This is a genomic window from Paenibacillus sp. VCA1, assembly GCF_031583795.1.
In the GTDB taxonomy this organism is placed as follows: Bacteria; Bacillota; Bacilli; order Paenibacillales; family Paenibacillaceae; genus Paenibacillus_AQ; species Paenibacillus_AQ albilobatus.
In genome coordinates, this window is the sequence record NZ_JAVLSX010000022.1 from 1 (window position 1) to 22,505 (window position 22,505).

Here is a 22,505-nt window from a genome sequence, read left to right on the forward strand (position 1 = left end):
AGGCAGCGCAAAAATCCTGTTTGGTGGCGATGGCGGAGGGGTTCCACGCGTACCCATCCCGAACACGACCGTTAAGCCCTCCAGCGCCGATGGTACTTGGACCGAAGGGTCCTGGGAGAGTAGGACGTTGCCAAGCGAAGAACCACTGTTGATGTATAATCGACAGTGGTTTTTGTTTTATTCAGGTGTTGTAACCATGCTTCATGGATAACGAAGGAATGAATCGCGCCATAATAAGAATCCATGGATTTTGTCCGTTGGGTGCTTCTCATTTGAAGCCAATATTCATAACCCCGCAGGGCATGAGGGCGCACAGGCATTGCTCCGCGATAAAGTGTGATGGAAGCCAGCAGCGGAATAGCTAAACAAAATAACATCTGAAGTAACGCTTACGAATTTTGGAGATCCAGCCAAGAGATGTCTTTTTATAAGCCGTTGTCTTTTACCAGTGGACATATATGTTCAGACATTAGACAAGTGCATTTTCTGTTTGTTTTACCATGTTCAATTCCTTGACAGCTTTGCGGCGCCTTTGCTAAGATGGCAATAATATATTTTCAGAAAACGATTTTCAAGCGATTTTAAAGCCTTGTAGTATAAGGGTTTTGACGAAAACAATACATGACAATGAGGGGGAAGTTCCAAGGTGTGGGAAGACAAATTCAGTAAAGAAGGATTTACTTTTGACGATGTGTTGCTGGTGCCGCGTAAGTCTGAGGTGCTGCCGAAGGAAGTGGACGTGTCCACGAGATTAAGCAAACATGTGAAGCTCAACATTCCGCTGATCAGCGCCGGCATGGATACCGTAACCGAATCCGCAATGGCCATCGCGATCGCAAGAGAAGGCGGGATCGGGGTCATCCACAAAAACATGCCCGTTGAGCAGCAAGCTGAAGAAGTAGACCGCGTAAAACGCTCCGAAAGCGGCGTCATTACAAATCCATTTTCCTTGACTCCCGACCACCTTGTTTCCGATGCCGAGCAAGTGATGGCCAAGTTCCGGATCTCCGGCGTTCCGATTGTGGACGAGCAGCACAAGCTTGTGGGGATTTTGACAAACCGCGACCTTCGTTTTGTACACGACTATAGCATCCAAATCAAAGAAGTAATGACGAGAGAAAATCTTGTAACGGCTCCGGTAGGCACGACGCTGCAAGAAGCCGAAATCATTTTGCAAAAGCATAAAATCGAAAAGCTTCCATTGGTTGACGATAACAACGTCCTGAAAGGGCTTATTACGATCAAAGACATCGAAAAAGCGATCCAGTTCCCGAATGCGGCGAAGGATGCGCAAGGACGCCTTTTGGTCGGCGCAGCGATCGGTATTTCCAAGGATGGCCTTGACCGCGCCGAAGCGCTGGTAAAAGCGGGCGTCGACATGATTGTGGTCGATTCCGCGCACGGACATCATATTAACATTCTTGATTTTGTCCGCAAGCTTCGCGGCTTGTATCCGGAACTTACGATCGTAGCCGGCAACGTTGCAACCGGTGAAGCAACACGCGACCTGATTGAAGCCGGCGCTTCTGTCGTTAAAGTCGGCATCGGACCTGGTTCCATCTGTACGACGCGTGTCATTGCCGGTATCGGCGTACCGCAAATCACGGCGATTTACGACTGCGCGCAGGTCGCCCGCGAATACGGCATTCCGTTGATCGCCGACGGCGGCATCAAATACTCCGGTGAAATTACGAAGGCATTGGCCGCAGGCGGACACGCGGTCATGCTCGGAAGCATGTTTGCCGGCACGGAAGAAAGCCCCGGCGAATCGGAAATTTACCAAGGACGCCGCTACAAGGTATACCGCGGCATGGGCTCCATGGCTGCAATGAAACAGGGCAGCAAGGACCGTTACTTCCAGGACGACGACAAGAAGCTCGTACCGGAAGGCATCGAAGGACGGGTGGCCTATAAAGGCCCGCTGAAGGACACGATCCATCAACTGATCGGCGGTTTGCGCTCCGGTATGGGATATTGCGGCACGAAAAACCTGGAGGAGCTCCGCGAGGATACCCAATTCGTCCGTATTACGGGCGCAGGCCTTCGCGAAAGCCATCCGCATGACGTACAAATCACGAAGGAAGCTCCAAACTATTCCGTATAAATTCGAAGATGGTTTGCACTTAACCAACATCTTCTTGTACAGACAGGCCGAATTTAGGCCTGTCTGTCTTTTTTTGCTTAATTCCCTGTGATAGAATAGAACAAGCGAGATTTTATGGGCAAGAGGGGAGTTAACAATTCATTGAGTAAGAAATGGAAATTATCCGGCCGTCATGGCCACAAAAAGAACAAACGTCACTTCGTTAAAAAGAGCGTAGCTTCGGTTATGCTTTTGAATATGCTTTGCTTAACCGCTTTACCTGCCACGATGGTGTTTGCGGAAAAGGCGCAGACGACTACGAATGCCCAAGTGAACAGTTCGACTTCGGTAGCAGGCAGCATTCAGAAACCGGATTTGAACTTGAAGTCCGCAGTTTTGATTGAACCTACAACCGGTCAGGTGCTTTTGTCGATGAATGCCGATGAGCCGCTTCCGCCGGCCAGCATGACCAAAATGATGACCGAGTATATCGTCGCTGAGCAGGTCAAGCAGGGGAAACTGAAATGGACGGATAAGGTCACGGTTGGGGAAAATGCGGCCAAAACGATCGGTTCGCGTATTTTTTTGGCCCAGGGAGACGTGCATACGGTTAAGGAACTGTATATTGCCATGGCTGTAGGCTCGGCGAATGACGCAACGGTAGCCCTTGCCGAACGCGTAGCCGGCTCCGAACAGGAATTCGTGAAGCTGATGAACGAAACGGCCAAGCAAATGGGCATGAAGACCGCGTATTTCATTAATGCGACCGGCCTTGATAAAAAGGACATGCCTGCCAAATTCCAGCCGGACACCGACAAGGAAGACGTCATGTCGGCGATGGACGCTGCCATTCTCGGCTTGCATATCGTGAAGGACCATCCGGACTACGCCCAATTCACGGCGATTCAATCGTACAAATTCCGGGAGCGCGATAAAGCACCCATCGTGAACTACAACTGGATGCTGGAAGCGAATAAGAACATCCCGAACTTCAAAGCTTATGCATATCCGGGTCTGGACGGCCTGAAAACCGGGCACACCCAAAATGCGGGCAACTGCTTTACGGGTACGGCCGTACGCAACGGCATGCGCTTGATCAGCGTCGTAATGGGGGCAGATTCCGAAGCTCACCGCTTTACGGAAACGAAAAAGGTTTTGGACTTCGGTTTCGACAATTTCGAAGTTAAACAGGTCGTACCCGGCAAATCCAAAGTTCAAGGCCTGGACAGCGTGCCCGTGAAGAAAGGCGTAGAAACGAGCGTTGGCGTCGTAACCGACGGAGACGTCAGCTTCATCGTGCCGAAGGGCAGCGACGTCAAAGGCGTTCAGTTCAAAACGCAACTCGAGCCGGCCGATAAGCTGGTAGCGCCGATCGAGAAGGGAACGAAGGTCGGGACTATAACCTATACGTACAAAGCTGCGGGAATGGACAAAGCCCAAACCAAGACGGTGAATCTGGTAACTTCCGAAGAGGTCGAAAAGGGCAGCTGGATTCGTTTATTCTTCCGGGCTATCGGAGAAATGTTTTCCGATTTGTTTGACGGAATAAAAAATCTTTTTTAAGATATTCAAAAAGCATTGGCTTATAGAATAAGAAGACACACATTTTCGGGAGGCGTGGACATGGAAACAGGGACTTCGAGAGTAAAAAGAGGCATGGCGGAAATGCAAAAAGGCGGCGTCATCATGGACGTCATGAATGCTGAGCAGGCAAAAATCGCCGAGGCGGCAGGCGCAACGGCCGTCATGGCATTGGAGCGTGTGCCATCCGATATTCGCGCAGCCGGAGGGGTAGCCCGTATGGCGGACCCGACGATTGTCGAGGAAGTAATGAAAGTGGTATCCATTCCGGTTATGGCGAAAGCCCGTATCGGCCATTACGTGGAAGCTAAAGTGCTGGAATCCCTGGGCGTCGATTATCTCGACGAGAGTGAAGTGTTGACTCCTGCCGATGAAGTGTTCCATATCGATAAATGGGACTTTACCGTTCCTTTCGTATGCGGCGCAAAGGACCTTGGTGAGGCGCTCCGCCGGATCGGCGAAGGCGCGTCGATGATCCGTACGAAAGGCGAGCCGGGAACAGGCAATATCGTGGAAGCCGTCCGTCATATGCGCCTCATTAACAGCCAAATTCGCAAGGTGCAAAGCATGTCGAAGGACGAGCTGTATGCGGAAGCGAAAAACTTGGGTGTGCCTTACGACCTTCTTCTTGGCGTACATGAGAACGGCAAACTTCCGGTCGTCAACTTTGCTGCAGGCGGTGTGGCAACACCGGCTGACGCCGCGCTGATGATGCATTTGGGCGCCGATGGGGTGTTCGTTGGTTCCGGCATTTTCAAATCGGACAACCCCGAGAAATTCGCGCGCGCGATCGTGGAAGCAACCACCCATTACCAAGATTACAAGCTGATCGCCGAAGTTTCGAAGAACCTCGGGGCTCCTATGAAAGGCATCGAGATTTCGAAGCTTAGTCCGGCTGAACGGATGTCGGATCGAGGCTGGTAAGAGAGAAGGCTGGACATAGATGAAAATCGGGGTGTTGGCACTTCAAGGTGCCGTAGCAGAACATATTCGCAGCATTGAGCTTGCAGGGGCGGAGGGCGTCGCCATCAAGAAAACGGAAGAGCTTCAGGATATACAAGGCCTGATCATTCCCGGCGGCGAAAGCACGACGATCGGTAAATTGATGAGAAAATACGATTTTATCGATGCGATACGCGAATTTTCCGCGGCAGGCAAGCCGATTTTTGGCACCTGCGCAGGCCTTATTGTGCTTGCCAAAACGATTGAGGGTCAGGAAGAAGCCCATCTGGGGCTGATGGACATAAATGTGGCCCGCAATGCATTCGGACGCCAAAGGGAAAGCTTTGAGACCGATCTGGACGTCAAAGGCATTGACGAGCCGATTCGGGCCGTGTTTATTCGCGCGCCGCTCATCCGCAGCGTAGGGGACCAGGTGGACGTATTATCCTCTTACAACGAAGAAATCGTAGCGGCGAGACAAGGGCATTTGCTGGCCTCTTCGTTCCATCCGGAGCTGACGGACGACTACCGGCTCCATCAATATTTCGTGGATATGGTCAAAGCCGTTCAAGCGTCATAAAACCCTGCGTTTGTGCCGATATATAACATGACAGACACCTTGACTCTTTTTATGATATCTAAAGCCCCCAAATAGGGTAAGCTTTGGATAAGCGGATTGTCAGCTTGCCGTTTGTTCCGGTATTCCCGGGGCCGGCCGGCTGGCGCCATCTGCTACAAGGGTCGGGGTTCTTTTTTTGAAGATGCAAAAAGGATAAGAAGGATTCGTTGTTCAAAAATGAGCATCCTTATATCTCAAGAAAAACTTCGGTTGAACGTGGTCTGCTTCCTTTTAAAAGTATGTTGGTGGAAGTTTTTCTTCAGATGTACGAATGAAGGATTTAAATGAAAAGATTAAGGAATTCGGCCGGATCTATGTAACCATTTTGGGAGGAATTTTGGAATGCTGGATGTAAAAATATTGCGGACCGACTTTGGGAAAGTCGAACAGGCGCTGAAAAACCGCAACAAATCGCTGGATTTGATCGCAGGTTTTCCGGAGCTTGACACACGCCGCAGAGAACTGCTGCAGGAAAGCGAAGCGTTGAAAAACCGCCGCAACGTCGTGTCGGGCGAAGTGGCAAAACGCAAGAAGAACAAAGAGGACGCGGAAGAGCTGATCCTGGAGATGCGCGAAGTATCGGACCGGATCAAAGCTTTGGACGAGGAAGTGCGCGAGCTTGAGGCTTCCATTTCCGAGCTGATGATGGCGATTCCGAATATTCCGCACGAGTCCGTTCCTGTAGGCGCTTCCGAAGAGGACAACATCGAAATCCGCCGCTGGTCCGAGCCAAGAAAGTTCGATTTCGAACCGAAGGCTCACTGGGACATCGCGCAGGGGCTTGATATTCTGGATTTTGAGGCGGCGGCTAAAGTAACGGGCTCGCGCTTTACTTTCTACAAAGGGCTTGGGGCCCGATTGGAGCGCGCTTTGATCAACTTCATGATGGACCTTCACAGCGGAGAGCATGGTTATGAGGAAATGCTGCCGCCGTACATCGTGAACGGGGACAGTTTGCGCGGAACGGGACAGCTGCCGAAGTTCGAGGAAGATTTGTTCAAAATCCGCGATACCGACTATTATTTGATTCCGACGGCCGAGGTGCCTGTCACGAACTATTACCGGGACGAGATTTTGACGTCCGAGGACCTGCCGAAACATTTCGTGGCTTATAGCTCCTGCTTCCGTTCAGAAGCCGGCTCCGCGGGACGGGATACGCGCGGTCTTATTCGCCAGCACCAATTTAACAAAGTCGAGCTGGTGAAAATCGTGGATCCGGAGAAATCATACGAAGAGCTGGAAAAAATGACGGCCGACGCCGAGCATGTGCTGCAGCTGCTGAAGCTGCCATACCGCGTCATGACGCTGAGTACGGGCGATATGGGCTTTTCCGCGGCCAAAACGTATGACCTTGAAGTATGGCTGCCTGAAAGCGGTATGTACCGCGAAATTTCGTCGTGCTCGAATACGGAGGATTTTCAGGCTCGCCGTGCCAATATCCGGTATCGTCCGGAGCCGAAGGCGAAACCCGAGTTCGTGCATACGCTTAATGGTTCCGCGCTCGCCGTGGGACGTACGGTTGCGGCCATCTTGGAAAATTACCAGCAGGAAGACGGCAGCGTGATCGTGCCTGACGTTCTGCAGCCTTATATGGGGAACGTAAAGGTCATTGCGCCAAAACAGAAATAAGCTTGATCAATAAAATAAATTATGGTATAATACTTTTGTTGCGCCTAACGTAACATTTTAATGTTTATACCATACGGAGAGGTACCGAAGCGGTCATAACGGGGCGGTCTTGAAAACCGTTAGGGTGCAAGCCCACATGGGTTCGAATCCCATCCTCTCCGCCAGATATAATAAATGACGCCGCATAAGGCATTGCGGTGATTATGACTGAAACGCACTTGACTGTTGAATAGCGGTCTGATGCGTTTTTTTGTGTTCATGACCGTTAGATGAAAATCTAACGGGAGGTACTGAAATATGAATGCAAGAACAAGTAAAACACCACAAAAACGAGGGAAAAGAAAGAACAATTTAGAGATACCTCAGCGGCTTTTAGACCGCCTGACTCCTTCGGTCTTAGAAACGCCCCGCTCCGCACATCAAGAAGCCGAGAAGCCTCGCCCTGAGACGTTGACACTGGACAAGCTATTTAACCGTTACTATGCCGCAAGGCAAGCGGCTGGGGCCGCAGAGCGCACCCTAGAGGACTACAGGAAGCACATGAACTGGTTTCGTCAGTTCTTGGCATTAGAGTACAACGGTCTGGATAACTTTGTACCGAATCGTGATGTCATTCGTTCATGGATTTCCCATATGTTGACGGTACAAAAATTGAAGCCCTCAACAATTAACATTAGATTAAGAACAGTTAAGGCAATGTTCAACTGGGCCATTAGCGAGAGAATCATTAAAGAATCCCCATTTGATAATATAGAATTACTAAAAGTGCCAGAGGAAGATTTCCAAGTAATTTCAAAGACACAGGAACGGAAACTGTTTAACTGTTGTGACTTGACCACCTTTACTGGATTACGCGATGCGCTATTAATGTCATTTCTGCTTGATACAGGGGTGCGTATCGGGGAGTGCATGAGAATTTTTGTAGAGGAAGTTGATCTGCAAAATCGGTCCGCATTTGTTAGGGCTGAATCAGCTAAAACCAGAAAAGCCCGGACAGTTTACTTCGGAGCGAGAACACAAGAGCTATTGGTTATTTACCTTGCTTGGCATGAGATCAATGGACAAGCTCCAAACTTATTTCTTAACGAGTTCGGTCAGCCACTGGATAAGAATTGGGCAACCAGATGTATCAGTTTTATCGGCAAAAAGGCAAAGATTTCAGGTGTTCGCATCAGCCCCCACACGTTCCGACATACGTTTGCTACTCGTTATATAAAGGCAACAGGTGACCCGTTTTCATTACGCAGATTGCTTGAACATTCCTCTATGGAAATGGTCAACCGCTACGTTAATCAAGATGTCGCTGATGTTCGTGAGCAATATGAGAAGTTCATGAACGGAGGAAATGCGCAATGATAATCACACGAACTATATAGTTGGCTATGGAGGATAATATCACCGCTCAAAAGCTTCTGGAGATCGCCAGAAGGCATTGCAAGCTTGCTCTTGAGCATGGAAATAAAGATACCTCTCCTGAACACCGCAAGGCTATAAAATCTGAGATTGCGGTTCTCAGAGACAAAAGCCACAAATACTTGCTTCTTATACTTTGTGAAACAATGGAGGTGTCCTACCATGTAAATCGTAATCTCCAGCTTCGATTTTTTAAAACCCATTTTTGATTTTGAGTTATTCAAAGTCCGCCACCAGGATAAAGAGACGTAAGGAATGACACTATTGTCCGCATCTTGGAGTCCGTAAAAAACTATACGCGACAACCGGGGTGGCACAGGCGACATGTCTACCATGACGAACTATACTATTTCTACAAAGGACAGCGCGGGTGAGAACAATGGCGAACTTGGACTGAACACGTGGATTGAAGTACGTGTTGACAGTACAGGTGAAACTGGTTTCACCAAAATCGATAGAAATCTAACCAAGGCAATTCAAGCGGGTGGAAATACCGCCAACGCTAACGGAACCTTCTCTCCGAATGTGAAGGAGATTTTGGGAGTCATTAACGAAGGCTCGACAGTTAACTGCAAAGGCAACTTCGCACAGGTAACGCTTCAAGCCAATGTACCTGTGACAGCAACTGCAGGTAATGCCAACTTCCTGACCGTGTGGCTTATCAGTACGTGTAACCTGCATCCCTGTTTGTATATTGAGGGGCTAAAGAAATAAAAGTCGCCCCTGCGGGAACAGGAAGCGACCAGTAACAAACACCAAGAGAATGGGTGGGAGCCAGAAGGTTTCCACCCCTCTTGCCTTCATTATATGGGCTATTTTTAAGCAAGTAAAGCGTATAGAGCTAACTGAGGGCGGCTATTTTAGCCGCTTTTTGTATGCTCGCTTTACTGTAGAGATGGAAGTAGTTCAATTTTAGTCATTCGATTTGTATTACCTTTACGGATTAGATAGAATCTCCCCAATTCATGCACTTTTATAAGATGACTTCTACGAATTATTACTTTTTCTAACTGTATGATCCTACTGGTTTCATACCAAAAAGGTTACCTTCGTTCCTCTCCGCATGTTTCAAGTCAAAGACACGCTTGCTAGGGATAGTGACTTCCTTTTCAAAGCAAGGTGGAGAAGATGGCTATTTCTCTGTTACTTTGGCAGATAATCTGGAGGACAATCCATACGTAGTTTTAGATGTTGCAGAAAAACAAGTCATCCAAAACTGCACAGTTTCTATGAAAAAAGGTAGTAAGGGTAACTTAGCTGACTTATTTATGATTGTTAAGGAAGCCGCAGACTCTGTTGAAGCCAACTTTATTAAAAAATTGTCACATGAGGTTGGAAAACTCGATGAATGTCCGTCAGTGAAGGAGTATAAGGAATTTCTGAAAGCAAATATTGTAAAATCCGGTTTAGGGACATTTGATGAAGGTAGTAAAGGAGTCGCCAAAGCAACTAATAGGCGTACTTCTTCGAGAATGATGGCACAGAAGACGCAAACAGTACAAGAAGCGAAACAGGAGCGCAAGGGAATGTCCCTTGAAGAACTTGATAGAATACTAGGAGGGTCTTAAATAATGGAGAAACCAGAATACGCTAAACCCAACGTTGGCCTTGAAGGGCGTGACCGTCGCAATTTGACAATTGTATGTGAAAAGCAGAATATTTTCTGCCATATGCTGAGGATGGAACGGAAAATATTCTTTTTTAAAACAGACTTTGTTCTGTAATTGAACTGAAATAAATCTGTGAAGTGGTAATTTCCACAGACTTTTTTCAGTGATAAATCAATGGAAATCCTTATACAGAAAGGGTTTTAAGCTCCTCTAATAAGTATTATATAAAGAAGTATAGAAGAAGTTTTAAATAAGTGCAGGAGCATTTGTTTAAACCTTGTCCTAAGCTGTAGCCGATCATCCAATAGCGGGTTAGGTTTCAAGACACTTCCTTCGTTCCACTGACTATAATAGACTACTTAGAGCTGTCCCCAAAATGTTCGAATGACAATCTCAATGTACAACCGAAAGGGCCTCAAATTCCATTGTATAGTGGAGATTGAGGCCTTTTTTTTCGAAGAATTTCAGTTCAAAGTGGGGGACAAAAAAATCAAAATTGACTTTTGGGACAGTCCCTTACTTTTAAGAAATGGAATCATGATTTTACAGGCCGATTATCAGGCTTATTGGGTTTTACGATAAAGAAAACATATTGACAATATACATAATTTTACATTTCTATATTCGGGTATTATAATTTATAAAACCAGACAGAAGGGAGTGAGACGATGGAATTACTGATGGTCTTGATGTTCGGTGTTTCAGCAATTCTGCTGACAAAAAGTGCTGTCATGAATCATCAGACACTAAAGCTAATCAAAAAGCAGAAATCGAGTAAAAATGGGTGAGTGCGGTGGGCGAACTAAAGGAACAACTTGATAGAATTGAAAGTAAGATTGATAAACTGTTGGATAGGCTAGGAGAGTCTCCTTTGGAAAAACGGCGTAGAGAAGGAGCTTCAAAGCAAAATTCCTCCAAAACAAGCCAAGAAACAGAAATATCATTAGAAGAATTGAACGCAAGATTGGATAAGTTAATTTAAGGCATGTTCAAAGCGCTATTCATGTCAACGAATGGCGAGTTTTTGTGCTTAAGTTAAGGTTGAGTTCTCATAATTGTGTATTATGAGAACTGGTAGGAGTCGGCAGGGGATCGGCTCCCGGTTGATAAATTCTCCAGTTATAAGCGTTTGCGAGACCCCACCTAGTGCCGAATGAAAGCGTTTTTACCCCAAGCGGGCGGTTTACCTTCGTTCTACCCGTACCAAAATTTTACGATTTTCCTGTGCGTACAAGGATATGGGCGGCAAGGGGCTAAGCCAGTTCCTTCTATAATATTTGGGTGAAACGAAGGGCTTCCTAATAAGGGCAATTGGGGCATAAAGCGTTTCCTGAAAATCCGATACTATAAATATACGTTATGGTCAATAAACTATTGATTAAATAGTATACCGTGCCATCTTTAAAGATAGTATTTTTTAAATCGTTTTTGTAATACTTTTGCTCTACTCATTTTCTATTAAGTCAAAGATAATAGCTTTAAAAGTCATCAATCATCATATTGGAAAAATGTGTAGACTTGTGTAGGATTTTATTAGTAGAATAGACCTAAAAAAGGAGGGTATTTATGTCATATTTAACTTTCAACAAATTGAATAGTATGCCTCAGACAATTCAGAAATCATTTAATGAAAACACTCAATTTAACAAGTCAAACACTGTTTTTCTTTCACACCGTCATACTGATAAAGAAGCCGTGAAAAAGGCAGTAGGATTTTTGGCACAATTTGGTCAGAAATCATATATTGATTGGCTTGACCACAGTATGCCTAGTCGAACATCCTCAGAAACGGCTGATAAATTGAAGCAAAGAATAACTAAATCGCACAAATTTGTTTTACTAGCGACCCCAAAGAGCCTTGAGTCGATTTGGATACCGTGGGAGCTTGGGATTGCTGATGGTACAAAAGGATTGGATAGAATTGCTATACTTCCACTTTTAAATAATGATAGGACTTGGGATGAAAGAGAATACTACGGTTTATACAACTATATTGAACAAGTTAGTGATGGACGGTGGGGCGTCTTTAAGCAAGGACAATCAGAGGGTGTTACTTTAGAGCAATGGTTTGAATCATAATCTAGGGGGGATTATCCTATGGATAAAGATGTTGCTGAATTTTTGAAGACTTTTACAATTGCTATTGAAGAATCAAATGTCGCTATATTTGCGGGCGCGGGACTATCCAAACCTGCCGGATTCGTGAACTGGAAAGAGTTGCTTCGAGATATTGCTGACGAAATCAATTTAGATATCGACAAAGAGAGCGACCTTATAGCAGTAGCGCAGTACCATGTTAATGAAAACGGAGGAAGTAGAGGGAAAATAAATCAAGCGCTTATCGATGAGTTTACTAAGGATGCTGAGATCACTGAAAACCATAAAATCCTATCAAGGTTACCTATAAGTACATATTGGACAACTAACTACGATACTTTAATTGAAGATGCTTTAAAGAGTGAAGGAAAAAGAATAGATGCGAAAATAACGGCTGAAGGTTTGGCGTTCACCAAACCTAATAGTGATGCTAGGATTTATAAAATGCATGGTGATATTTCACTGCCTCATGAAGCGGTTTTGACTAAAGATGATTATGAAAACTACAACATCAAAAGACAATTGTTTACCACCGCTTTGCAAGGAGATTTGGTTTCAAAGACAATGTTGTTTATTGGATTCAGCTTTGATGACCCCAACTTAGAATATATATTAAGTAGAATAAGAATTTTATTAGAAAAGAACCAGCGAACTCACTACTGTTTTATGAAAAAAGTTCAGCGGGATGATTTCAAAAGTGAGTCAGAGTTTCTATATGCTGAGATAAAGCAGAATTTGAAAGTTAATGATTTAAGACGATATAGCATAAAAGTGCTATTGGTAAATCAGTATGAGGATATTACCTCTTTGCTCAAGGAATTGGAGCAACAATACAAACGAAGAAACATATTTGTTTCAGGTAGTGCTTCTGATTATGGAACTTGGGGAGAGCGCCGTTGCTTAGAATTCTCCAGCAACCTTAGCAAAGCAATTATCAAAAACGGGAATAATATTGTAACTGGTTTTGGCTTAGGGGTAGGAAGTTGTGTAATCTCAGGAGCATTGGAAGAGATTTATGAAACGCGAAGTCAACGTGTAGAAGAACGCCTGATATCAAGACCCTTTCCGCAAAATACAACCGGCCAAATCCCTATAAATGAACTGTGGACTAAACATCGAAATAACATGATTCAAAATGTTGGGATTTCTGTCTTTATGTTTGGCAATAAAATCGATTCCGCAACAGGCGATATTATAGATGCTAATGGTATGATCGAAGAGTTTGAAATAAGCTTGAGTCACAGGGTAATTCCTATTCCCATTGGTGCAACAGGCTTTACTGCTAAGAAAATTTGGGAGACTGTATTAAGGGATTTTGATCGGTATGTCCCTGATGCTGAACTAAAAGATAAATATCAGTTGCTGGGAGATACAAGCCAAACAGACGAAGTATTAATTAGAAGTGTGATTGAGATCGTAAATAAGCTTGAAAAAAGAAAAAAGTAGTATGAAGGGGGAAGCAGGCATGGCACGCAAAACATTCATTTCCTATAAATATAGTGAGGCTCGGCATACAAGAGATCGAATTATTACTGCTCTCGGGGCAGATGCCCGTTATTATCAGGGTGAAACGAGTGATTCACCTGATTTGACGGATAGAAAGACAGAAACTATCAAAAATCATCTAAAGGATATGATTTTTGATACTTCGGTAACCATTGTTGTCATATCTCCAAATATGAAACAGAGCAATTGGATTAATTGGGAGATTGAATACTCACTGAAAGAGACAACTAGAGATGATAGGACTTCCAGAAGTAACGGCATTGTAGGAGTAATCCAAAAAGATTACTATTTTGGCGGGTACGAATGGATACTTAGTTCGGTTATGAAGCCTGATGGTTGCAGATCAAGGAACATTGATGATAGTAAATTATACGATATTATCATCAAAAATCGAACTAATCTGAAACATCCCGTATATAGCTGTCAGACCTGTAAAACAGTAGATTCTTTGAATGGCTCGTATATATCATTAGTAACTGAGGATGATTTTGTCTCAAATCCAAATAAGTATATTGAGAATGCGTATGAAAAAAGCAGAAATATCAATGATTTCGACATTACAAAAACAATTCGGCCTCAAAGTGATTGGCGATCATGGCTAGTTTGATAAAAATGGAATAATCCACGACCAGAACGGTAGCGTTCGCCTACATCTAAGCACGAATGAAATTTTTTTGGTTGACTCGTACCTTCGAAAATAATAAGGTGAAGTTATCTAACGGTCATGCACCAAAATAAACGCTTTAACTCAGACCGCCGTAGCGGTTCAACAATAAAGTGCAATAAACTCAGTCATGATAAGGGATGGCGGGATTTTACAACGAGGGGCGGTCTTGAAAACCGTTAGGGTGCAAGCCCACATGGGTTCGAATCCCATCCTCTCCGCCAGAATAGCAAACGACAGAAGTCATCCGAACGCGGATTGGCTTCTTTTTTATTTTATAGGATTTCTCCTCCATCGTCTTTATTTAACTCTACATAAAACCCGCAATCATAAGGAATGGTGAATACGCCGCGCCAAGAGCGAATAAATCCACCGTCTTCTCCACACATTAAAGTGCAGGGGAGGTGTGATGAAATGAACCGAGAATTTCAACTCGATCAGGATCAGCTTGTTCAAGCTTGGCAGTCGCAGCTGCCGCAAAACCTTGAGCCCTCGGATACCGCTCAAGTGTTCGCGGATGAGGCCAATCCGAATGCGCTCCGAATTCACATCGATTCCGCCGGACGCACGATGTACTCTTTTGATTTTCAGTGCTCCTACCTGGATACTCGGGAGGTCAAGGTGGATCTGGTCGACGTGGAACGCGACGGGCAAACGGTGGATGAGCGCACCGAGGTCATCCAGGATATGACCCAAGGATACACCCGCCAGATTCATGAATGCGCTCAGGCGCTTCACGATGTGACTCATCACGTTTAACAGGGAAAAGAGGGAAAGAGATGACGAAAGCGAAAAACGGACTAGACAAGAACTTAAGCAACGTTGTGGATGATTTGAACCAAACGACGGTCAACAGCCATCATGCCCAGCAAATCCAGCAGGATACGAACGACCGCAGGCATCAGGATGCGCTGAACCACGACAAGACGACCGACATGACCCATCAGCACTCTTAATCCGACATTGGGGTGAATTCAGATGAGCAAACCGAAAGCCATTCCCGTACCCGAAGCCCAGCGTCGAGAGCAGCGGCAGCATCGCCGGGACGACGAAAATACGATGCAGGAACCTCTTTCCGGGTCGAAAAAGGTAAAAAACCGTAATCATGTGGATCATTTGAATAAAGAAGGATAACCTTAAACAACATAACTGGAAAAGGAAAAAGCATTTTGGCAGGAGCCGAAGTGCTTTTTTTGCCGTTTTCTATAGGTATAAAAATACTTATAAATCAGCTGTCCGTCATTTTTGAAACCATGGAACATATTTTCCGTATTACGCAATGTGAGCTCACAATGCAGGTAAAAAAGGAAATTAATTATTTTCCAATCATAAAATTTCCAAAAATCTGTTCCAGTTATCCTAAAAATGGTTTATGATGAAAAGGTGTGCTATTTGCCCTAGAGAAAGAGAGGAGAGAAGGTAATGAATAAGAAGCTTGCAGTCCTGATTTTGACACTGATCTTATCCATGACAGTGGTACTTGCAGGATGCACGAGCAAGCAGGATCCGAAAGACGCCATGAAGAGCGCCACGGGGAATGCGATGAAAATGACTTCATACGAAATGAAGAGCAAGGTGGTTATCAAAGACCTGCAGGTATCCAGCAAGGAAACCGCGGACAACGAAGCTGCCAGCCAAGTCATGAGCATGCTCAAAAACGCCGAATTGACAATTGATGGGGTATATCAAAACGATCCGATGCAAACGGAGCTTACCATGGGAATTAACCTGAAGGGCGACATGTCCATGAGCTTCAACATCCCGATGGTCATGACGAAAGAGAAACTATACGTTAAAATTCCAAGCATCCCGATGCTGCCGCTTCCGGAAGATGTAGTCAACAAGTACCTGGTTCTGGACATGAAGGAACTTGCCGAACAAGGCGGTACAACGTTTAATCCGGATTCCTTAGATCAGAAAAAAGCGCAGCAGCTGTCGAACGAAGTCATGAATACGTTATTCGAAGAATACGACGGCAAAAAATATTTCAAAGACATCAACACCAAAGACGCAAACCTGCCGGAAGGCGTGGATGCCAAGCAAGTCGTGCAGTTTAACGTAACGAATGAAAACGTGAAAGAAGCAGCGGAAATTTTCGTCAACCAAGCACTGCCTAAAATTCTCGACATTCTTGCAAAAGACGAATACCGCGAAATGGTTGGCCTGACGAAGGAAGAAATCGATAACGCCAAAAAAGACCTGAGCTCCGCGAATAAAGACGAAGTGAGCAAAGGCCTGAACGAATTGAAGAACTACCTGAAAATCAACCAGTTCAGCATTAACACGGCCATCGACAAGAAGGACTTCCCATCTTACCAAAGCGCTGTGATCAACGTTGAAATGAATGATCCTGATACGAAGGACAACATGAAGCTGGCGATGGAAGTAAACAACCAATACAGCAAAATCAACGAAAAACAAGAGTTCAAGATCGGTATTCCAAAAGAAGGCGACGTTATTACCATGGAGCAATTGCAGCAGAAAATGGGCGGAGCTTACTAAGTTTTACAAACAAAACCACCCGGTCGGGGTTTTCCCGAGCCGGGTGGTTTTGTTTTCTGTTTTAATGAAGGCTGCGCCTCATGGGGCGAGAAAGACTGATGCACAAAAGAAATTTTTTTACAAACGTTATTCACACCTTGCCGCGGAGCTTGCGGAAAAATTGGGTCAGCATGGACGCACATTCTTCCTGCAAGATGCCGCTCACGACCTCCGTCCGGTGATTAAACCGCGGCTCCTGCAAAAGGTTCATCAGCGTGCCGGCACAGCCTGCCTTAGGGTCCCCCGTCCCGAAAATCACCTGCGGAATCCGGGACTGGACGATCGCCCCGGCGCACATCGGACAAGGCTCCAGCGTGACATAAAGCCGGCAGTCCAGCAGACGCCATGCGCCGATCGCCTGGCTGGCCTCGCGGATGGCGACGATTTCCGCGTGCGCGGTGGCATCCTGGGACGTTTCGCGAAGATTGTACCCGCGGCCGATAATTTCGTCACCCCGGATGATCACGGCGCCGATCGGCACTTCTCCGATGGCTTCGGCCCGCTTCGCTTCAGCAATCGCTTCTTTCATCCACCGTTCATGCACAGCCTTATCCACAGATTCATCCACAGAAAGAGGATGACTTGGTTTCTCTTCCAAAATAAAAATCCCCCTTTAATGCCATTTGAGGTTTATTCAGCGAACAAGCATTCGAATGTTAACATGCTGTGCATATTTTTGTGGATAACTTTTTACTTGCACACAGAATTGTCCACAATTTGCTCCTAACAAAATGTGAATATGTGCATAACGTGCATAAGTTATTCCGGCCATGTGCATGTCCTTGTTCAAATGATACGGTTCGCAAATATCCGGTTTTTTTTCTGAGTGTACAGCGGTGATACATTTTATCTATTGTAGAGAAGGATGACTCAAATATCAACGCAAGACAAGACGAAAAACCTGAGTGCAATAAAAAAATGCATATTTTATCTGTCTTTTCAAATATGTAGTTTTGGGGTTATGATGATAGAGTATTGTCATTTTTCGCCAAAGTTCTTTTTTGCCACGAGGTGATCCTTTGTCCATAAAGTATAAATTAACCTTGGTCATGTCTGGCTCCCTGCTGTTAATTTTGCTTTTATATATTCTTCTCAGTTTTTACACGACGCAAGCCAATCTGAAAAGGGATAGCGAAAGCAAAATGCTGGTTGCCGCCAGGCAGATTGCCGCCTCCATCGAGCAGAGCCAGTACAGCTCGAAATACGTGGAGGAGGAAGCGGGGGAGCTGCTTCGGATGGCTGCAATCCTTGCCGCCAAGGAGCTGCCTGCGGATTACCAAGATATTGATAATGAACAGCTCCGGAAATTAAGCAAGGAGGTCGGCGTTACCCATATCTCTTTGTTAGTAAGAACTGCGGACGACATTATCGTCGTCAGGTCCTCCGACCCAAGCGAGCTCGGGTTGTCGACGCGCGACTGGGGATTCTGGTTTACCGCATTCCAGCAGCTGTTCAACATGCAGAAAGTAACCGTTTCCCAGGGAATGTCCCTGGATCATTTCTGGACGGGCCCTTTCGAATATTCGACGTCAAATCCCGACTTTATCGACAAATGGGGCTACTATTATGACGGAAAACGCAACTACATGATCGATCCCTTCATTAGAAGCGACATCGTCAACAATTACGCGAAAATGGTCAGCCCTGAAGCGATTCTCGAAAAAACGAAGCTGGTTAACCAAAATATTCTCGAAATCACATGTATCAATCCCCGGACTTTTGGCAACAAGAATATGACAGCCACCGGTTTCGACGGGTATAATATAAAATTGCGCAACCGTCCCATTCAGTACGGGACCTATCGTTATGGAGATTTGGAAAAAGACAAAGAAGCGGTGTCCCGGGCCATCGGCACCGGTTCCAACGTTATTTTCGAACAAAAGATTAACGGCAAAAAGGTGCTCAAGAGCTTTATCCCGGTGTTTAATCCGGACCAATCCGTTTACATTATCAGCATCGTGACGGACTACCAAACGATCTCGAAGGTGCTGAACGAGCAGCTGATCAATTATATCGCCATTTCGGCATCCCTGCTTGTTATTGTGCTGCTCGGAAGTTACGTGCTGGCAGGTTATATTATTCGCCCGATGGAATCGATTCTAGCCAAGGTTAAGGACGTCACGGAGGGTCGGTTCGACACGCCGCTTACGATCGACAGCAAGGACGAGCTCGGGTTGTTGTCTTCCCGGATCAATGCCATGACGACCAGCCTTCATGATTATACCGATCAGCTGAAGCAGGCGGCCGAGGAAAACAAATCGGTGAAAGATCATTTGGAATCGATAATTCAGCAAATTGCGGATGCGATTCATACGGTGGACTGGTCGGGCCGGGTCATCCAGGTTAATAAAGCCTTTGAGGATCTGTACGGCTGGAGAAGCCATGAAGTCGTCGGGAAAAAGCTGCAGATCGTTCCCGATTTTTTGGAGGAAGAAGAGCGCAAGAACATCGAGTCCCTCAGAAAAGGGGAACAGCTGCCTCCTACCGAAACGCTGCGCCTTCGGAAGGACGGTTCCCTGGTCGAGGTCAGCATCAGCACTGCCCCCGTCAAAGACGAGGACGGGCAGATCACGTCCTTTATCAGCGTCTCCCGCGACATGACCGAACGGAACAAGATGGAGGAGCTGCTGCGGCGTTCGGAAAAGCTGACGACCGTCGGACAGCTTGCCGCGGGCGTGGCGCATGAAATACGGAACCCGCTGACGACGCTGCGCGGATTTCTGCAGCTTCAGCGCGAAACCAATCATGTGTCGCCGCAGCATAACGAGATCATGCTGTCGGAGCTTGACCGCATCAATTTGATCGTGAGCGAGTTTTTGATTTTGGCCAAGCCGCAGGCGACCCAGTTTCAGGTCAAAAGCATTCGGAGCATTCTGAGCGACGTCGTGAATCTTCTCGACAGCCAGGCGCATTTGTACGACATCGAGTTTCAATTCGAGTTTGAGCCTGAAGACTACAAAGTCCATTGCGAAGAAAACCAGATGAAGCAGGTGTTTATCAACATCATCAAAAATGCGATTGAAGCGATGGAAAATGGCGGCGTGATCCGGATCGAGCTCTTCAGGTTAAGCCGGGAGGAAATCGGAATCACGATTACGGACCAAGGGATCGGCATTCCGAGCCATATCCTGCCGAAACTCGGCGAGCCGTTTTTTACGAGCAAAGAGAACGGAACCGGTCTTGGCCTGATGATCAGCCAGGGTATTATTGAAGGCCATAAGGGCATGATGGAGATATTCAGCAAGCCGGGCAAAGGCACGAGGGTGGATATCGTTCTGCCTATAGCATGGGAGATGGAATCAGACAACAATCTTGAGGGGGAAGGACCCATTGCGAATTAATAAATTTATCAGCGAGACGGGGTTTTGCTCCCGGCGTGAGGCCGACAAGCTGGTGGAGAGCGGCAAAGTGACGATTAACGGCGTCGTTGCGGTTCTCGGAAGCCAGGCGGAGGAAGGGGACGATGTGCTGATCGACGGACAACCGCTGCAGGCCAAAAAGAAACATCATGTGTACATCGCCCTGCATAAACCCGTGGGCATCACAAGCACGACGGAGCAGCATATCAAAGGCAACATCGTCGATTTTGTAGGACACCCGGAGCGGATTTTTCCGATCGGAAGGTTGGACAAGGATTCGGAAGGGCTTATTCTTTTGACCAGCGACGGGGACGTCGTCAACAAAATATTGCGTTCCGAAGGCAAACATGAAAAAGAATACATCGTGACGGTGGACAAGCCGGTGACGACTTCGTTTCTCACGGGAATGGCCGGCGGGGTCAAAATTTTGGGGGAAATGACGCTTCCCTGCAAAGTGACGCGGATCTCCGACCGGGTATTCAAAATCGTTTTGACGGAGGGGAAAAACCGGCAAATCCGCCGGATGTGCAGCAGCTTCGGTTATTCCGTGCGCAAGCTTCAGCGTATCCGGATCATGAACATCCATCTCGGTTCGCTTCCGAAGGGCAAATGGCGCGATCTGACCGAAGCCGAAAAAAAAGAACTGGGCCGCTTGCTCCACTACGAGCTTCAATAGAATGCAGGCCCTGCCGCAGAATACACAAAAAAGCTGTATGATCGTTTGTAAACGACAATACAGCTTTTATTATTATCCGGGATTAGGGATTTTGTACCTGCATTTGCTGCGCCGCGTCCGTATATTTGCGGATGATCGAAACTTCGACCCGGCGGTTCATCGCCCGGCCCTGGGTTGTATCGTTGGAAGCAACCGGATGGTATTCGCCGAACGCTTTCGACGTGAACATGGCCGGATTCAGCTTCGGATTCGCCAGCAGAATTTTCATGAAGTGAAGGGCCCGGTCGGAGCTCAAATCCCAGTTCGAAGCATATTCGCTGTTGGAGATCGGCATATTATCGGTATGTCCCGAGACGACGACGTTATAATCCGGGAACTTCTGCAGCATGTTGCTGATCGCTAAGGCCAACTGGCGCGATTCGGGTTTGACGGACGCGCTGCCCGAGGCGAATAGCGCATTGTCGCTGATCGTGATGGTCAGCTCGGATTGGTTCAGCTTCGTATTGAGCAGATTGGTCAACCCGTTGTTTTTAATATATTGATCCAGCTGCTTTTTCAGTTTTTCCATATCTTCTTGTTCCTGCTTCGCAAGCTGGGCTTTTTGCCTTTTCCGTTCTTCGCTGTTCACCACGTCGTTTTGGCTGTCTTTCTTGCCTTTGTCGAGGTTCTTGTCCGAAGGCAGGGCGGAGCTGAAGTTGAGCACCCCGGTGCCCGTGCTAAGCGCGGTATTAAACGCTTTGCTCATTTCCTCGAACTTTTTATTGTCCGTCGCGCTCATGGCGTACATTACGATAAACAGGGCGAGAAGCAGGGTCAGCAGGTCGGAATACGGAAGGAGCCACGATTCGTCGGCATGCTCCTCGTGAGATTCATGTTTAGTCTTTTTGCTCACCTGTTGAATCCTCCTTCTCATTCATTTGAGCACGCTCGGAAGGGGTCAGGAAGACGGAAAGCTTTTGGCTGATCGCGATCGTGGATACGCCGGATTGAATGGACAGAAGCCCTTCGATCATCATGAGTTTCAGCTCGATTTCCTTCTTGGACAAACGTTTCAGCTTATTGGAGATCGGGTGCCACAGCACGTAACCCGTGAAAATCCCCAGGAGCGTCGCAATAAAGGCTGCGCCGATGGCATGCGCGAGCTCGCCCATATTCTCCATTTTGGTCAGGGCCGCAATCAGGCCGACGACGGCGCCGAGAACCCCGAGAGACGGGGCGTACATACCGGCTTGGGAAAAAAGCAAAGCGCCTGCGCGATGCCGTTCTTCCGTCGCCGCAATATCTTCCATCAAAACGTCACGCACAAAATCCTGGTCGTTGCCGTCGATAATCATCCGCATGCCGTTGCGAAGGAATGCATCGTCGATCTCCTCGACTTTGGTTTCGAGGGCAAGCAGCCCTTCGCGGCGGGTGATGGAGGCCCATTCCATAAACATCGCGATGAGCTCCCGGCGTTCCACCAGCTTTTGTTTGACGAAAACCATCTTCAGCAGCTTAGGAAACTTTTTAAGCTCTGACATCGGAAAACCAATAAATAACGTAGCAGCCGTACCCCCGATGATAATGACATAAGCGGCGGGGGTGAGGAGGGATACCAAAGGCGCACCTTTGAGTATCATGCCGACCAGGACTGCGACCAAGCCGAGTATTAGGCCGATAAGTGTTGAAATTTCCATTGCGCACCTCATCCATGAGAAATAGAATTGAATCCTTTCGTGCACCAAGCTTGCATCCTTGCAGCATGGTGTCTGCACCAAGAAACCTGATTATAATATTTATCGTCAG

22 protein-coding genes, 1 tRNA gene and 1 rRNA gene are annotated in these 22,505 nt (G+C 46.7%); 21 read left to right on the plus strand and 3 right to left on the minus strand.

The window, feature by feature from the left end; translation table 11 throughout:
• The first annotated feature begins 19 nt into the window (after positions 1-19).
• The 19 genes from rrf to RJP21_RS29235 all read left to right on the plus strand — a co-directional run bounded on the left by rrf (position 20) and on the right by RJP21_RS29235 (position 16,646).
• Positions 20-136 (plus strand): 5S ribosomal RNA (gene rrf, locus RJP21_RS29145).
• A gap of 510 nt (positions 137-646) precedes the next feature.
• Entirely contained in the window at positions 647-2,104 is a 1,458-nt protein-coding gene (guaB, locus tag RJP21_RS29150; RefSeq protein WP_160045473.1) for an IMP dehydrogenase, read from the plus strand.
• A gap of 225 nt (positions 2,105-2,329) precedes the next feature.
• The gene (locus RJP21_RS29155; RefSeq protein WP_310862361.1) at positions 2,330-3,646 is read left to right on the plus strand and encodes a D-alanyl-D-alanine carboxypeptidase family protein; all 1,317 of its coding nucleotides are present in this window, start codon (positions 2,330-2,332) and stop codon (positions 3,644-3,646) included.
• Positions 3,647-3,706: 60 nt separating this feature from the next.
• On the plus strand, positions 3,707-4,588 hold the full coding sequence (pdxS, locus tag RJP21_RS29160) for a pyridoxal 5'-phosphate synthase lyase subunit PdxS (protein WP_310862326.1): 882 nt from the start codon (positions 3,707-3,709) through the stop codon (positions 4,586-4,588).
• 19 nt (positions 4,589-4,607) lie between these two features.
• Positions 4,608-5,186, plus strand: a complete 579-nt coding sequence (gene pdxT / locus RJP21_RS29165; RefSeq protein WP_310862327.1) for a pyridoxal 5'-phosphate synthase glutaminase subunit PdxT — start codon at positions 4,608-4,610, stop codon at positions 5,184-5,186.
• Positions 5,187-5,567: 381 nt separating this feature from the next.
• A complete protein-coding gene (serS, locus tag RJP21_RS29170; RefSeq protein ID WP_160045477.1) occupies positions 5,568-6,854 on the plus strand; it encodes a serine--tRNA ligase in 1,287 nt (428 codons plus the stop codon).
• Between the two features lie 75 nt (positions 6,855-6,929).
• Positions 6,930-7,018 (plus strand) — tRNA-Ser (locus RJP21_RS29175).
• Between the two features lie 133 nt (positions 7,019-7,151).
• A complete protein-coding gene (locus RJP21_RS29180) occupies positions 7,152-8,210 on the plus strand; it encodes a tyrosine-type recombinase/integrase (RefSeq protein WP_310862328.1) in 1,059 nt (352 codons plus the stop codon).
• Positions 8,211-8,591: 381 nt separating this feature from the next.
• A complete protein-coding gene (locus RJP21_RS29185; RefSeq protein WP_310862329.1) occupies positions 8,592-8,981 on the plus strand; it encodes a hypothetical protein in 390 nt (129 codons plus the stop codon).
• Between the two features lie 383 nt (positions 8,982-9,364).
• Positions 9,365-9,835, plus strand: a complete 471-nt coding sequence (locus RJP21_RS29190; protein ID WP_310862330.1) for a hypothetical protein — start codon at positions 9,365-9,367, stop codon at positions 9,833-9,835.
• A 3-nt stretch (positions 9,836-9,838) separates the two neighbouring features.
• Positions 9,839-9,991, plus strand: coding sequence for a hypothetical protein (locus RJP21_RS29195; protein ID WP_310862331.1), 153 nt, complete (start codon positions 9,839-9,841; stop codon positions 9,989-9,991).
• Positions 9,992-10,670: 679 nt separating this feature from the next.
• Positions 10,671-10,859, plus strand: a complete 189-nt coding sequence (locus tag RJP21_RS29200; RefSeq protein ID WP_310862332.1) for a hypothetical protein — start codon at positions 10,671-10,673, stop codon at positions 10,857-10,859.
• 584 nt (positions 10,860-11,443) lie between these two features.
• Positions 11,444-11,956, plus strand: a complete 513-nt coding sequence (locus tag RJP21_RS29205; protein ID WP_310862333.1) for a toll/interleukin-1 receptor domain-containing protein — start codon at positions 11,444-11,446, stop codon at positions 11,954-11,956.
• A gap of 18 nt (positions 11,957-11,974) precedes the next feature.
• Positions 11,975-13,420 (plus strand): SIR2 family protein, encoded by a 1,446-nt coding sequence (locus RJP21_RS29210; protein WP_310862334.1) that lies wholly within the window; start codon positions 11,975-11,977, stop codon positions 13,418-13,420.
• Between the two features lie 19 nt (positions 13,421-13,439).
• A complete protein-coding gene (locus RJP21_RS29215) occupies positions 13,440-14,087 on the plus strand; it encodes a TIR domain-containing protein (protein ID WP_310862335.1) in 648 nt (215 codons plus the stop codon).
• Between the two features lie 471 nt (positions 14,088-14,558).
• On the plus strand, positions 14,559-14,903 hold the full coding sequence (locus tag RJP21_RS29220; protein ID WP_160045478.1) for a hypothetical protein: 345 nt from the start codon (positions 14,559-14,561) through the stop codon (positions 14,901-14,903).
• A gap of 20 nt (positions 14,904-14,923) precedes the next feature.
• Complete coding sequence (locus tag RJP21_RS29225) at positions 14,924-15,100, plus strand: hypothetical protein (protein WP_310862336.1); 177 nt, start codon at positions 14,924-14,926, stop codon at positions 15,098-15,100.
• 22 nt (positions 15,101-15,122) lie between these two features.
• Positions 15,123-15,278, plus strand: coding sequence for a small acid-soluble spore protein P (locus tag RJP21_RS29230; protein ID WP_310862337.1), 156 nt, complete (start codon positions 15,123-15,125; stop codon positions 15,276-15,278).
• Between the two features lie 288 nt (positions 15,279-15,566).
• A complete protein-coding gene (locus RJP21_RS29235; protein ID WP_310862338.1) occupies positions 15,567-16,646 on the plus strand; it encodes a DUF6612 family protein in 1,080 nt (359 codons plus the stop codon).
• Positions 16,647-16,776: 130 nt separating this feature from the next.
• Here the strand turns inward: RJP21_RS29235 and tadA are convergent, their stop codons facing one another.
• A complete protein-coding gene (tadA, locus tag RJP21_RS29240; protein WP_397386303.1) occupies positions 16,777-17,283 on the minus strand; it encodes a tRNA adenosine(34) deaminase TadA in 507 nt (168 codons plus the stop codon).
• Between the two features lie 421 nt (positions 17,284-17,704).
• On the opposite strand from tadA, the gene RJP21_RS29245 reads away from it, so the two are divergent.
• Both RJP21_RS29245 and rluF read left to right on the plus strand, forming a co-directional pair.
• Positions 17,705-20,026, plus strand: a complete 2,322-nt coding sequence (locus RJP21_RS29245; RefSeq protein WP_310862339.1) for a PAS domain S-box protein — start codon at positions 17,705-17,707, stop codon at positions 20,024-20,026.
• Entirely contained in the window at positions 20,016-20,720 is a 705-nt protein-coding gene (gene rluF / locus RJP21_RS29250) for a 23S rRNA pseudouridine(2604) synthase RluF (RefSeq protein ID WP_160045482.1), read from the plus strand. The genes RJP21_RS29245 and rluF overlap by 11 nt, the downstream gene beginning before the upstream one ends.
• An 82-nt stretch (positions 20,721-20,802) precedes the next feature.
• On the opposite strand, the gene motB is transcribed toward rluF, so the two are convergent.
• Together motB and motA are read right to left on the minus strand one after the other, a co-directional pair.
• A complete protein-coding gene (motB, locus tag RJP21_RS29255) occupies positions 20,803-21,612 on the minus strand; it encodes a flagellar motor protein MotB (protein WP_310862340.1) in 810 nt (269 codons plus the stop codon).
• Positions 21,596-22,396 (minus strand): flagellar motor stator protein MotA, encoded by an 801-nt coding sequence (gene motA, locus RJP21_RS29260; RefSeq protein ID WP_160045484.1) that lies wholly within the window; start codon positions 22,394-22,396, stop codon positions 21,596-21,598. Before motA ends, motB begins: the two co-directional genes overlap by 17 nt.
• Positions 22,397-22,505 lie beyond the last annotated feature (109 nt).